The following is a 13,734-nucleotide window of genomic DNA, read 5'->3' as shown; positions in this document are numbered from 1 at the left end:
CCTTAATAAAATGCTTCTTTTAGAGCTTCTGAAAATTGTTCTAGATTGGGTGAATTTGTCGTACAGCCTTGAGCTTGAATCGTAAATGAGGATAAAAGAGCCCCCATTTGCGCACACATAAATGTCTCTTTTTTATGGAGAAGACCGTAAATAAATCCAGACATAAACGCATCACCGGAACCTGTGGTATCAACCACTTCGGTACGGATGGCTGGAACATGAACAAACTCTCGTTGTTGTTTGGTTGAAAATTGGCAACCATATCGACCTTGAGTTACGACGATTATCTGAGCACGACCTGTCTCGTAGAGATCATTAATCGATGAGAGTTTTAAATACTTCTCTATAAAGCCTTGCTCCATGCGGTTCATGAAAATTACAGCTGAACTGTTTAATGCTTCGGTCAATAATTCTGGTGGAAATGAGTTTTGATCGCCGCGCATACCAAAAATTATTGGCACGTTATGCTGTTTACAAGCTTGCAAAAACTCCATATTTTCATCTGGATCGCCGACAGTAATCACGCCAAACGAAGCGTGGTCGAAATACTCGTCTTTGATTGGTTGGTAGTACTTTGAATGTTGCGCACCGGTGTAAAAAATGGTGGTGTGTTCACAACAATCGTCTTCAAATAGGAAGCAAAATGGAGTGACATCATTTTTGATTTCAGAGACATAATCGAGATGAACGCCTCCATTTGCTAGGTATTGCTTATAACCTGTACACTCAAAATCATGACCGACTCTCATTACGGGATAAGCATCCACCCCTAGTTTGGCTAAGTTGTAGGCGATATTGGGTGAGCAGCCACCAAATGACGAAATCCAGTTGTTATCATTCAAGATAAGGGATGTTTCGCCGACTTTCGGTGCATTTGATAACTGGAAGATTCGATCCAAGCTGGCATAGCCACATGTTACTACTTTCATACTTCTGACCTCGTATAGCGAACTTCAACATCCTTTTCTGGAATAATGATTTCGCTAATGCTGTGCTTATCCTCTTTAAAGAAGAGCAAAAAGATGACAAAGATGATGGCAATGAAGATGGCACCAAACGTCCACATTCCTGCCCAGTTGAAGGTTAGGCCGTTAACAGGCTCTGAATAAGTAAACATTTTTTCCATCAGCGCACCGCCAATGTTGTAGCCGAGTAGCTGTCCTATGCCATTGCACGCTAAAACCAATAAGCCTTGAGCTGAGGTTCTTATTTTCTTATGTGCTTTCTTATCGACGTAGATAAAGCCGGTAACAAAGAACAAGTCGTAGCTAATCCCGTGCAGTAATATTCCTGCGAAGAGTAACGAGGTCATATACCAGTACTCAGCGTTAGCGAAGGCGAAGAAACCATAGCGAAGCGCTGCGGTGAAAAGTCCCGCTAAAAGCACTTTACGAATACCAAAGCGTTTAATGAAAAAAGGTAGGGCAAGCATGAAGAAGATTTCAGAGAATTGGCCCAATGACATCCACCCTGTTGCGTTATCGAGCCCAACTTCGGTGAGATAGCCGTTAGCAAAGGTGTAGTAGAACGAGATTGGTACACTGAACATAAAGGAAACAAAGAAGAAAACCAGAAAGCTGCGGTCCTTTAGTAGTACCAGAGCATCAAGACCAAATAGTTCTTTTAAGCTCGCGGATGCTTTTTTCGAAGGTGGTGTGCTTGGTAATAGCAGCGCGAAGACACCAAGACATAATGAACCAAGAGCAGAGACTAAAAGCGGGATATTGGAAGACGAAATGTCACCATAGCCCAGCCAAGTCGGGACAAATCCACAGATCACACCGGAGAAAATCCAACCAATGGTGCCAAGTACTCGAATGCGAGGAAAGTCTCTTTCTACATTGTCTACGTTAGAAAATGTAATGCTGTTTGCTAGTGCGATGGTCGGCATGTAAGTCATCGCATAAAGCATTAAAAAGATGAAGAATCCGCTAAATTCCGTTTGTTGAGCGGCGATGAACATAAACGCTGCACCAGCAAACATAAGAACGGATAAAACTTTTTGTGCGGAGAAAAAGCGATCGGCAATCGCTCCTACAAAGAGTGGGGAAATGAGTGAAGCAATTGCAGTACAAGCATATGACCACGCTATTTGACTGGGAGTAAATCCGTTAGAACTCAAGAATTGCCACAATGGCACAAACCAAGCCCCAAAGATAAACGACTCCATAAACATCATGGTTGAAAGTTTCATTTTAACGCTGAACATTTTTAAACTCCTTTTAACCAAACTCTGAGCAATAAATTACCAGTAGTAATACCAATTTAATGCCAGTTAGATCTCAGTTTTATTTTTGTGTTTAAAAATTACTCAAAAGGTTGAGCTAAGCCATAAAAAGATAATTTCTTCTTGTAGGGGGATTTACGATGTTTTAGAGGGGGTTTTAGTTTATCCGCCTAAATTTATAGCCATGGAGTGGATATGAGTAGGATGAGATAAGAAGAGGTAGGGCAATGAGCGGCGTAAATTAATAGGATTGGATATATTTGTGGTATTCAAATGGTTTTATCAAATTTGAAGAAGTAATTGCAATTTTAAAAGGGGAATGTGTTCCCCTCTTCGATAATTAGCCTCACATCAGCATGGGTGAAGTTGGGGGAATCAGTATTGGCTCCACTTTAATACCTGCCAATTTGGTTGGTTGGCATGCTCGCGCAAACGTGGGCAAGGATTGACTAGATAGGTGAAATCGGCGTACTGACACAATGGCAGGTCATTAATCGAATCACTATAGAAGTGAATCGGAGAAAATCGCTGCGGTTGGGCGAGTCGCCATGCTTCTAGGCGAGTGACTTTACCTTCACGATAGCTTGGTACGCCGAGAATATCACTGCTGTAACAGCCGTTATTTTGGAAAAGATCAATGCCTAATGCATGGGGAATCCCGATCCGCTTTACGACGGCTTCGACCAAAAAAGTGACGCTGGCAGAGATCACCAACATATCGCAGCCATCATGGGCGAGTTGCTCGATAAGTTGTGTTGCTTGTGGGTATAGCCTAGGTAGAATGTCGCGAACAACACACTCGTCGGCGAGCTCGTTAACCTGTTCAATAGGTATATCAGCCAGTGGTGCCATGGAAAACTGCAGGTAGTCTTCCATATCCATTTCACCAGCGGCGTAGAGTGCCATTAAACGACGATCTTCACTCAGAAAATCCGGCTGTGTTGCGATGCCTTTTTCCACTAAGAACGCATTCCAAATCATGGCGCAATCACCATCGATGAGTGTGTCGTCCATATCAAATACATAGAGGGGTTTCGACATCGTTATGCTCTCACTGGCTGAATTTCGTTGAGGTTAAATAGTAGTTCAAGTTGGCTGCCGTTGGCGAGCAGCCGCTCTGATGAACGGTTTAATAAATCGACGGTTAATTCACACTGGTCAACGTCTACTTGATAGCGGATTACATTACCAAGTAGCTGATGATTTTTAATCGTGGCGGTTTGAGGAGCAGAAATATGGCTGCCATAGTGGCGACCTTGCTCTTTGACGTAAATAGACTCTGGGCGAATGGCCACTTTCCATCCAGTATCGATATTAAATAGTCGTTTGGCGTTATGCGCTTCCACGAGATTGTAATGGCCCATAAAGCCAGCAACGAACTCATTAGCTGGTTGAGTATAAATCTCCTCAGGTGTACCAGCTTGAACGATCTCACCTTTATTCATTAAGAAGATTCGGTCTGACATGATCATCGCTTCTTCCTGATCATGGGTGACAAAAATGGTGGTCAAATTCATCTCTTTTTGAATGTCGCGGATCTGTTGACGTAAGTGCTTACGTATCTTGGCATCAAGGGCAGATAAAGGCTCATCCAACAAAAGGATGCGAGGTTTAACCACTAAGGCGCGCGCGAGTGCGACGCGCTGTCGTTGCCCACCAGAAAGTTCGTGCGGGTATTGTTTTTCTTTGCCCTTTAGATCAACAAGCTCAATGACTTTCGCCACTTCACGCTGGATCTCATCATTAGACAGTTTCTTCATTTTCAGACCAAAGGCGATGTTGCCTTCGACGGTCATGTTGGGAAACAGAGCATAAGATTGAAATACCATGCCAATACCACGTTGTTGTGGTGTTTGATGGGTGATCTCTTCACCGTTGACCCAAATTTCACCGCCATCGACAGGATTTAGCCCAGCAAGGCTGCGTAGTAGGGTGGATTTACCACAGCCACTGGGGCCGAGTAAGGTAATGAATTCGCCTTGTTCGATAGTAAATTGAATGTTTTCGAACACGGTATTGTCACCAAAGCGTTTGGTCAGGTTGTTTGCGGTTACGTAGCTCATTATTTAGCTCCTTGGCTGAAACGGCTTGCTAGCCAAGTTAGTAAAAATATAAATAGGAAGTAGGTCATGACCAGTGCCGAGGTAAAGTGGCCACTGGTTTGACGCATATTAAATAAGTAGATTTGTAGCGTTTCATAACGCGTGCCCACCAGAATATTGGCAAACACGAACTCGCCTAATAGGAATGAGAAAGAGAGAAACAGTGACGCCATTAACCCTTTCTTTAAGTTAGGCAGAATAATTAATAAGAAAGCTTTACTGGTGCTTGCGCCAAGTAGGTGAGCGGCATCCATCAAATCATGCAAATGGATCGCTTCAAAACTGTTGGCTAAAGCACGGTACATAAAAGGTAAGGCGATGGTGAAATAAGTGCCGATTAAGATCCAAGGCGTACCAATTAAAGTGATTTCACTGTCGGCATAAAGCTGCAATAGACCAACCGATGAGACCACTGGCGGCACAGCAAACGGCAGCAATATAAGGATGTTCATTACCTTGTCGAGTTTTGGAAAGTAATAGAACACCACAAAAATTGCCGGCAACACCAGCACCACACTCAAGGCGAGTGATGCAATGCAGATGAACAATGAACGGCCAAAAGCGTGTAAAAAACGCGGGTCGGTAAGTAGCTTAATATACCAATCTAAACTAAAACCATCAGGCAAAATGGTGGCGCCCCAACTCGAAGAAAGCGAATAAATGAGGGTTGCAAGAATGGGCACCAACATGATGCCAACGATGGAATACACCACGGTTTGATGAAAACGAAGGTTAACGTTTTGCATGAGACTTCTTCCCTGCGTAACTCTTTGAGATGAGCCATTGGTTGATGACGGTAATAAAGGCCAGCATAGCCATCAGCACCACAGAAATAGCAGCGGCTAAGTTAGGCTCAAGGAATAGATCACCCGAGACAAGACTGGCAATGCGAATCGTAATCACGTTGTAGTTGCCAGAGGTGAGTGCATAGACACTGGCATAGGCACCAATGGCATTGGCGATCAAAATAATGAAGGTGCCAAGCAGCGCTGGTGAAAGCACGGGTAAAGCGATTTTGCTCCAGTATTGCCACGTTTTAGCCCCTAACAGTGAGGCCGCCGCTTGCCAGTCATCGCTCAATGCATCAAAAGCAGGGTAGAGCAATAAAACCGCCAGTGGGATTTGGAAATAGACGTAAATGATCAGCAATCCCCATTGACCATAAAGGTCGAAATTACCCAATAAGCCATGCTGTTTTAGCAGTAAAGTAATCGCTCCATTGGTGCCTAAAATAATGATAAAAGCGAATGCCAAAGGAACACCGGAAAAGTTACTGCTCATATTGGTAAAGGCGATCACCCCATCGCGAATTTTGCTATCGACACAGCGTAGGGATGCAACCAATAAAGTTGCGATCACTAAGCCGAATAGGCTCGACCATACGGCGAGCCAAAGACTGTTGCCAAACGCTTGCAGCATAAAGGCAGAATCAAGCACCTCGATGTAGTTCTCTAACGAAAACGCCTCTTCATAAATAAAGCTATTGATGAAAACCCACGCCATTGGAGCGAGCTGAAACAGGTAGAAGAACAAAGCAAAGGGGACGAGCCACAGAACGGGTTTGAAGCCTTTCAATCGATTGAGTGCTGAATGTGACCTAGATTGATAGGCGGTACTTGATTGTGAAATGACAGTGGTACTCATAACGCCAGCAACTCCGGAGTGTAGGGTTTGTCGTGGTCGAGATTAAGTAGTTGGCAAATCAAGCCGCAAATCTCGGTTTGTTTCACGTCGATTCGTTTTTGAGTATCAGCGCTGTGATGCGAAAACTGGTTGCCGATGACAAACATCGGTACTTCGCGCTCTTCAGGCAAAATGCCACCATGGGATAAATCGTTGTTCATGCCATGATCACTGGTGACGATCACTTGATAATCAGCAGCTAACCAGCCATCGATATAGTGAGACAAAATGATGTCTGCGTGACGCGCACTGTTGCGATACTGACGCGAATCCACGCCATATTTGTGGCCCAAATCATCAATGTTCATTGGGTGAACCAACAAAAAATCAGGCTGGTGGGTTAGGCGTAAATGCTCGGCATCCAAAAAGAGTGCTTCATCAGGGTAATGATCCCAATGATAGAAGCAGCCATGTTGAATATTGAGTGCTTTGTTGTTGGTAAAGCGGTCACGTACGGCTTGGTAAGGCGCTTGGTTATAAAGTTCACTGACCCAATGGTAGGCGGCTGCCGCGGTGACTTTGCCTTGTGCGGTAGCAAGACTAAAAATCGATTGCTGATGCGATAAACGGACAATGTCATTATTGACGATACCGCTGTCGACCGGGCGCACGCCCGTTAGAATGCATTCGTATAAAGGTCGCGACATCGACGGTAATTCACACTGGATGGAATAAAGTGTCGCACGTTGTTGTTCTAGTAGACCATTGAGGTAGCCCATGCAATCACGGGCTACCGGGTAGTTGAGGCCATCTAGAACAATAAGGATTACCTTGTTGCTCATTACAGTTTCTCTATGAGTTCTAAAATAGGAGTTTTAGACATTGATTACTATTGTTGGTGAATCAACACACTCTCTTGCCATTGACGCGGCAGTTTGCGCGATGATTTTTCCCATGCAGAGAAATCACTAACCGGGTGAACATTGCTGTACTGGTCATTGGCCAGCAGCTTGTCTTGAATTGCTTTTGGCAGGGTAATGCTGGTACGAATAGGGCGTGCGTAACCGTCAGCGAGGTTGATTTGGCCTTGATCGCTGAAGATATATTCGCGAGTAAGTTTGGCTGCGTTAGGGTTCTTAGCGTATTTATTGATGATGGTGGTATAGCCTGAAATGACCGAACCATCTTGTGGAATCGTAACGGTAAAGCGTTCACGGTCAATTTTGTCGCGGTAATTTAGTGCGTTGAAATCCCACATAATGGCCACTTCAACTTCGCCTTTTTCAAGTGTAGCCATGTTTGGATCGGTAAATGACAAACGGCCCTGTTTGGCGAGCTCGGCAAAGAATTTGATCGCGGGCTTCAAGTTGGATTCGTCGCCACCGTTGGCAAAGGCCGCGGCGAGAATGGCATTATTGGCTTGAGCAGCAACACCGACATCACCAACGGTTACCTTGTAATCACCCGTTAATAGGTCGCTCCAGTTTTTCGGTGGGTTATCGACCAATGTATTGTTGGCAATAAATGAAATTGTCCCGGTATACGCCAGTGCCCAATGGCCGTCTTTGTCTTTAGCCCAGTCAGGAATATCATTCCATGTAGTGGGTTTGTAAGGTTGAGTGACCCCTTTTTTGACCGCAACGCGAGCAAAGGCAAAACCGATGTCACCGATATCCGCCGTAGCATTTTTCTTCTCTGCTTCAAATTTGGCGATTTCCTGCGCTGAACTCATATCGGTATCTTGGTGTTTTAAACCGTAGTTCGCATTGATATCTGCCCATGTTCCTTGCCAGTTAGCCCAACTATCAGGCATGCCGACGCTGTAAACCGCCCCTTCTTTTTGCGCCGCTTTTACCAGTACTTCTAAATTGGCATCATCCGTTGATGTCGCGAGAGCCGGTACAGAGAGTGTCGCCGCAGCCAGAGTGGCAGATACAAAAGTGGAACGACTTAACAAAGTTTTCATAGTCTCTATCCTCTTGGACTAGGTCAGTAAGTTCGTTTTGTATGCTAGGGGCGTAATGTGACGGTTTGGCGCAACTTATTTGACAGTTTTGATGTTTTTCGATGGCAGTTATATTTCACTTTGAGTGAGGTTAGTGATGACAACTCTGTTTTCAATCAGCCTGTTAGCTGTCATATTTTTGTGACAAACCCACTTTATGTTGTGTAGCCATCATTGATGGAGAAGATCAGCAAGGTAATGCATTCACAAACACAACTAGGCAAAATTAAAACCAGCTTGAGTGACCAAATACATTCAGGATTGATGGTGAAAGGGCAAAAGTTGCCATCTGAAAGGGCATTGAGCGGTTTGTATTCAACCACTCGCATTACGATAAAAGATGCGCTGGTGGCTTTGGAAACAGAAGGGCTGATTTATCGCGAAGAGCGACGAGGTTGGTACGTCTCTCCGCCAAGAATTTGTTATAACCCACTTTCGCGAACGCACTTTCATCAGATGATCCGTGATCAACAACGAATCGCGGCAACTAAGGTGATCAATGCCCGCAAAGAAAGCGTGCAAGGGGAGTATGCTCAGGCTCTCAAGCTACCCGAAATGACGTCAGTGTATGTGATTGAGAGGTTGCGATATATTGATGGAAGGGCGGTGTTATTCGTCGAAAATGTGCTCAAAAGTGCATTGTTTGCAGACATATTAGATGAAAATCTGTCAACGTCGCTGACGCAGCTTTATCGCAATAAATATGGTTATGAAACCAAACGATCCCATTTTGATGTCATATCAACCTCGGCGCCACGCCATGTCGCCAAAGCGCTCAATCTTGCTGAAGGGCAATCGGTGCTGAAGATATGTCGCATTAACTACAAACAAGATGGTCAGTTGATGGATGGTGAATTTGAATATTGGCGACCTGATGCGGTGTTAATTCAAATTGATAGTGAAGCGATGAGTTAATGCTAAACCATTGATAGCACGCTATAGATATGAGATTACTGATACGCCGCCATTGTTCTCGCTTCACGTAGGCTCTACAGCAATGAGTTTTTTCCTTTTAACGCCTTTAACCTAAAGACATCGTCAGCAAACTTGCTTACACTTAGGGGCTAACTAAAAGATAGGTGAAAACATGAAAATTTGTGCTGTTGAGCTACGTAGCAACGAAGCGATTATCTGCTTGTTAAGTAAAAGTAATAGCATGATGGACATCCCTGATTGTCGAACTCAAAAGTTCATTATCAAGGATTCTTTGGATAACAAAGAGATGCGTGACTTCCAATTCGCATTCAAAAAACTGCTTGATGATTACCAAGTAGATCGTGTGGTTATCCGTACTCGCGAAACTCGCGGTAAATTTGCCGGTAGCGCAATCGGCTTTAAGCTAGAGTCTGCGATCCAGCTTATCGACGGCCTTGACGTTCAATTTATGAGCTCAGTTGATATCAAGCAAGCACTTAAACGCACTGCGCCAATGGTCGATTTCCGTGATACGGGTCTACGTCAGTTCCAAGAAGCGGCGTTTATTACTGCTTACGCACACTTGAGCTAATCACTGCGATTTAGTACAACCTTTGCGTTAAAAAAGAAAACGAAGCCATTCGATCAAATCGAGGCTTCGTTTTTTATTGTCTGCAATATGCTAGATGATTGAGAAAAAAGAAGTAATGGCTGATTCTTGAGACTTTTCTATACTCCTTAAGGGTATGTGATATTTGCTCACTTTGAATATTGCGAATGAAAAAGGATGAGTATGGTGTGGTCAAAAACTGGATGGATTATGGTTACTTTGCCTGTGGTATGTCTCTCTTTCGCACAGGCTGAGGAGCGTCGCTTTTCGGCGCATAGAGATAATTACATATTGCCATTTTATCACGAGAGCAAGGTCAACCAGCGTCGTTATGAACCGCTCAATCCCAATGGGCATGCCGCGAAAGATACCTTCGTTCAATTTCAACTGAGTGTGAAATACAAACTACTGACGTGGGATGATCATGGTGTTTTTATTGGTTATACGCAGCGCTCAAACTGGGAAGCGTATGATGATTCAGCCTATTTTCGTGATGATCAGTACAACCCCGAGCTGTTCTACCGACTAAATCATGATGCTTGGCAACTGTCGGTTGGTTTTGAACATCAGTCAAATGGCGCGGGTGGTGATTATGAAGTGAGTTGGAATCGCGCTTATGTCGATGCGAAATGGCGGTTTGAACAGGGATTCTTGCGTATAAAGCCCTGGGTTGATATTGGTAATAACGACTATAACCCAGACATTGTTGATTTTTTGGGCTATGGCGAAGTGGAGTTAGGTTGGCAACCGTTAGATTCCCATGAAGTTAAACTGACCGTCGCCAATCTATTGACCAAAGATTGGCAGAACGGGGCTTACCGCGTGTCGTGGAGTTTTCCGCTCTATCAGGGCTTAAATGGTTATTTGAAGGCTGAAACGGGCTATGGTCTTACCATCTCCAATTACAATTTTGATGAGAGTGCATTAGGGGCGGGATTCGCTTTTAATTTCTAACAATACTCTCCCTTTCTGAAATGAAATTATCTGAGATAAAAATAGGAGCCCAAATGGACTCCTATTTTTATTTTCAACGTACAGCCTTTAATCCGTGGTCCATCTAGCTATCCATCTTGGGTTTGGGTTTAAACAGCGCCAGTAAGGGGATCAAACAGACATAGGAAAACAACAAGAAGCCGAAGGTATAAACAAACGCCATTAAGGTCGATTGTTGGTGCAGTAAGTTTTGAATCTGTGCCAAAAACGATGGGTCAGTAATCGTTGTCCCTTGAGCGTGGGCGGCTTGCTGTAGAGCTGGATTCATTGGTGATAATGAACCACCGAGCTCATTCCACTCTTTTTGTTGAATGCGAGAGAAGTAAGTATTTACTATCGAGATGCCAAATGAACCGCCGATAGTACGGCATAGGTTAAAGATCACCGCACCGCCTATCGTATCTTTGGGAGCCAAAGTGGCGTAAGCCAGTTGGCTTAATGGCGCAAAGACTAGCCCCATGCCTGCACCTTGGATGATGCTTGGCAGCAAGATCCAGTAGATGTTGATCTCGAGCGAGTATAACGTCATCAAATAGGTGCCTATCGCATTGAGTGATAAGCCGATGACAATCAATAAGCGCGCGTCAATTCTGTCCATATAACGGGCGAGAGCCAGCAATACAATGGCGGAGGTTAAGCCGCGGGGCGCCATCATGAAGCCCGTGGTTTCAACGGGATAGTTGAGCAGTTGCTCCAGCATCATCGGTTGCAGCTGAGTAATACCAAACATGCCCATCGAAAACCCAGCCATCACGATGCACGACATGGCCAAGTTACGGTCACGCAATAGCCATACCGGCGCGATATCCCCTTTGGTGATTAGCGAGCGGCTAACAAAGAATATGATAGCGAAGGCGCTAATAATGGCGGCAAGCAGTATCTCGTTAGATTGGAACCAAGACTCTTCATTACCTCGGTCTAGGACCATTTGCAGCAAACCGATACCAATGGTCATGGCAATGACGAGAGGCCAGTCAATTTTACTGTCGCCACGCCCATCCAGTTTTACGAAGAAGTACAGCAGCGAGAGGCAAATAGCACCAATTGGCATATTGACGTAAAAAATCCAACGCCAATCCATATTTTCGGTAATGATGCCGCCCAGAGTTGGGCCAAGGATTGGGCCAAGTAAAACCCCAACACTGAACAGTGCCATCGCCTTACCACGTTGATTTTTTGGATAAATCTGCACCATGATCGATTGTGATAGCGGGATCACTGAAGCGCCAAAAGCGCCCTGCATAATACGGAAAGTAACCATCTCGGCGATGCTATCGGCTTGGCCACATAACGCTGACGTAATGATAAAGCCACCGACTGAAATTAATAATAAACGACGTATACCGAACTTCAGCGCCAGAAAACTGGCCAGTGGAATAAAGATCGCTTCCGCCATCGAGTAAGAGGTCAGGACCCAAGTGACTTGATCTGAGGTTACGCCAAGTGCGCCCATCATATGCGGTAGGGCAACGTTGGCGATCGTCATGTCCAGCAGTACCATAATGGCGGACAGCATCACCGCCAAGGTGACTAGCTTACGAGTGCCTTCACTCATTACATTGGCTTCTTCATCCTCTGAAGAAGCGGTGTGGGCTAGTTCCGCCATACTATTGCTCTTGTTGGCTTGTTTGAGTGTGTACGGTATCGATGGTTACATCTGCACTCGCCCCTACGCGCAATGGAAAATCTGGATGCTCCGTTTCATTGGTTAGGTGAATCAAGATCGGGAAGCGCTGTGGAATTTTTACCCAGTTACCGGTGGCATTTTCTGGTGGTAGTAGTGAGAAGGCTGAACCGCTGGCTGGTGAAATAGCTTTTACAGTACCGTGGTATTTTGCGTCAGGGTAGAGATCGAGTTCAATCGTCGCTGGCATATCAGTCGTAATACGCTCTAGCTGAGTCTCTTTGAAATTAGCTTGAACCCAGAAAGTATTGTCTTCAATTAAAGGAACCAAAGCTTGGCCAGGCGAGACAACACTGCCTGCATGGGCGCTTAACTTGCCCAAATGACCACTTTTTGGAGCAAAGATATTGGTGTACGAAAGAGAAAGCGTTGCTTGGCTTAATGCGGCAGCGGCTTTTTTGACCTCAGGAGCGGCTGTGCCCTGTGCGCCTTGCGCCTTCACCAGTTGTGACATACTGGCACGAGCGGCAATCACATTCTCTTCTGCACTTGAAAGCTTGGCTTTAGCATCATCGAGTTGTTGCGCTGGAAGCAATTGTTTTTTGACTAGGTTATCGATGCGTCGGTAGGTTGACTGAGCATCGGCGAGTAGGGCAACAGTGCTTTTGACATTGGCACTCGCTGCAAGAATCGCATCATCAGTAGCGGCATTACTTTGAATCGCCATTTCGTAAGCGGCACGCGCTTCATCTAGCTTAGCTTGAAAGGGCGCAGGATCGATTTGGTAAAGCAAATCCCCTTGACTAACTTTTTGGTAATTTGAAACATTCACATTAAGCACTTTGCCGCTAACTTGAGGCGCAACGTAAATGATATTGGCGTGAACATAAGCATCATCGGTACTTGGATAGTTTTTCTGATGCTCGACATAAAAATAGGCCACGGCAGCAAGAAGCGCAGCACCAATGAGGGTGATAATAAGGTTGCGGATGAAATGGGACGGTGCAGTATTTTCACTCATTATTTTAAACCAACTAAGTTAGTTGCCCTGTTCGGGGCGTTTGAGAATCACGCAGAAGTGCGCAGTTACAATTACTTACACAAATACTAGACCTAGTTCTCAAACCTAACAACGACTTGAGGAAAAAAATCATCAATACACTGGTGCATTTGCTTTACAGGTGTAAAGCAAATGATGAGTATCGCTTCGCTAGTTATAGCGTGGGGTGATATGACTGACGTGGCTTTGGTTTATAGAGTGTGTCCAGAGGTTATAGAGTTTGTCAGCCGACCTGATGGAAACCGCTCGATAATATAAATGGTGAGAATTTGATCATGACATAATCATGATTTTGAAGGGTAAAAGAGTGTAAAGCGCCAATTTTGTTATTGCTAATTGTATTATTTATCGTTATTTTCGCGATAAATCTAAACTTCCTTCTGGCGAGACACAGTGGTGTTAAGTAAAAAACTAACCACAATCTGCTTACTGATAATGACTCTAATGGTAGCCATACTATTGAGCTTTTCTGTGCGCGCTGATGTTTCTCCTGTGCCGTTTCCCATTGATAATATTGATGTTCAAACGAGTGAATCTGGTTATCTTAGTGATGATCTGTTCGCGGTTTTCTTAGC

The 13,734-nt window shown here is 44.7% G+C and carries 13 protein-coding genes; 3 read left to right on the top strand and 10 right to left on the bottom strand.

Features of this window, described 5'->3' with window-relative positions; genetic code table 11:
- Positions 1-2: 2 nt before the first annotated feature.
- From RH86_RS05995 to RH86_RS05960, 8 genes are all read right to left on the bottom strand, one after another.
- Complete coding sequence (locus RH86_RS05995; RefSeq protein WP_009385531.1) at positions 3-929, bottom strand: carbohydrate kinase family protein; 927 nt, start codon at positions 927-929, stop codon at positions 3-5.
- Positions 926-2,209 carry a nucleoside permease gene (locus RH86_RS05990; RefSeq protein ID WP_009385530.1) on the bottom strand — a complete coding sequence of 428 codons (1,284 nt, stop codon included), beginning with the start codon at positions 2,207-2,209 and terminating at the stop codon, positions 926-928. Before RH86_RS05990 ends, RH86_RS05995 begins: the two co-directional genes overlap by 4 nt.
- A 393-nt stretch (positions 2,210-2,602) precedes the next feature.
- Complete coding sequence (locus RH86_RS05985; protein WP_009385529.1) at positions 2,603-3,268, bottom strand: HAD family hydrolase; 666 nt, start codon at positions 3,266-3,268, stop codon at positions 2,603-2,605.
- Positions 3,269-3,270: 2 nt separating this feature from the next.
- The gene (locus tag RH86_RS05980) at positions 3,271-4,290 is read right to left on the bottom strand and encodes an ABC transporter ATP-binding protein (RefSeq protein ID WP_009385528.1); all 1,020 of its coding nucleotides are present in this window, start codon (positions 4,288-4,290) and stop codon (positions 3,271-3,273) included.
- The gene (locus RH86_RS05975; protein WP_009385527.1) at positions 4,290-5,075 is read right to left on the bottom strand and encodes an ABC transporter permease; all 786 of its coding nucleotides are present in this window, start codon (positions 5,073-5,075) and stop codon (positions 4,290-4,292) included. The genes RH86_RS05980 and RH86_RS05975 overlap by 1 nt, the downstream gene beginning before the upstream one ends.
- Positions 5,062-5,973 (bottom strand): ABC transporter permease, encoded by a 912-nt coding sequence (locus RH86_RS05970; protein ID WP_009385526.1) that lies wholly within the window; start codon positions 5,971-5,973, stop codon positions 5,062-5,064. Before RH86_RS05970 ends, RH86_RS05975 begins: the two co-directional genes overlap by 14 nt.
- The gene (locus tag RH86_RS05965) at positions 5,970-6,794 is read right to left on the bottom strand and encodes an alkaline phosphatase family protein (protein WP_009385525.1); all 825 of its coding nucleotides are present in this window, start codon (positions 6,792-6,794) and stop codon (positions 5,970-5,972) included. Before RH86_RS05965 ends, RH86_RS05970 begins: the two co-directional genes overlap by 4 nt.
- Before the next feature lie 47 nt (positions 6,795-6,841).
- Positions 6,842-7,918: an ABC transporter substrate-binding protein gene (locus RH86_RS05960; protein ID WP_009385524.1), complete on the bottom strand. Its 1,077-nt coding sequence runs from the start codon at positions 7,916-7,918 to the stop codon at positions 6,842-6,844.
- 237 nt (positions 7,919-8,155) lie between these two features.
- Between RH86_RS05960 and RH86_RS05955 the strand changes: the two genes are divergently transcribed.
- The 3 genes from RH86_RS05955 to RH86_RS05945 all read left to right on the top strand — a co-directional run bounded on the left by RH86_RS05955 (position 8,156) and on the right by RH86_RS05945 (position 10,436).
- Positions 8,156-8,872 carry a UTRA domain-containing protein gene (locus RH86_RS05955; RefSeq protein ID WP_009385523.1) on the top strand — a complete coding sequence of 239 codons (717 nt, stop codon included), beginning with the start codon at positions 8,156-8,158 and terminating at the stop codon, positions 8,870-8,872.
- A gap of 172 nt (positions 8,873-9,044) precedes the next feature.
- Positions 9,045-9,464, top strand: coding sequence for a DUF3010 family protein (locus tag RH86_RS05950; RefSeq protein WP_005599812.1), 420 nt, complete (start codon positions 9,045-9,047; stop codon positions 9,462-9,464).
- A 201-nt stretch (positions 9,465-9,665) separates the two neighbouring features.
- Positions 9,666-10,436 (top strand): phospholipase A, encoded by a 771-nt coding sequence (locus RH86_RS05945; RefSeq protein WP_009385522.1) that lies wholly within the window; start codon positions 9,666-9,668, stop codon positions 10,434-10,436.
- Positions 10,437-10,539: 103 nt separating this feature from the next.
- Here RH86_RS05945 and RH86_RS05940 read toward each other — a convergent pair whose 3' ends face one another.
- Both RH86_RS05940 and RH86_RS05935 read right to left on the bottom strand, forming a co-directional pair.
- Positions 10,540-12,081: an MDR family MFS transporter gene (locus tag RH86_RS05940; protein ID WP_009385521.1), complete on the bottom strand. Its 1,542-nt coding sequence runs from the start codon at positions 12,079-12,081 to the stop codon at positions 10,540-10,542.
- A 1-nt stretch (position 12,082) separates the two neighbouring features.
- The gene (locus RH86_RS05935; RefSeq protein WP_005599829.1) at positions 12,083-13,120 is read right to left on the bottom strand and encodes an HlyD family secretion protein; all 1,038 of its coding nucleotides are present in this window, start codon (positions 13,118-13,120) and stop codon (positions 12,083-12,085) included.
- Positions 13,121-13,734: the final 614 nt, after the last annotated feature.

This window comes from Vibrio sp. N418, assembly GCF_000222565.1.
GTDB lineage: Bacteria > Pseudomonadota > Gammaproteobacteria > Enterobacterales > Vibrionaceae > Vibrio > Vibrio scophthalmi.
The sequence above is the reverse complement of the archived record's forward strand: the minus strand, read 5'-3'. Positions and strand labels throughout refer to the sequence as shown.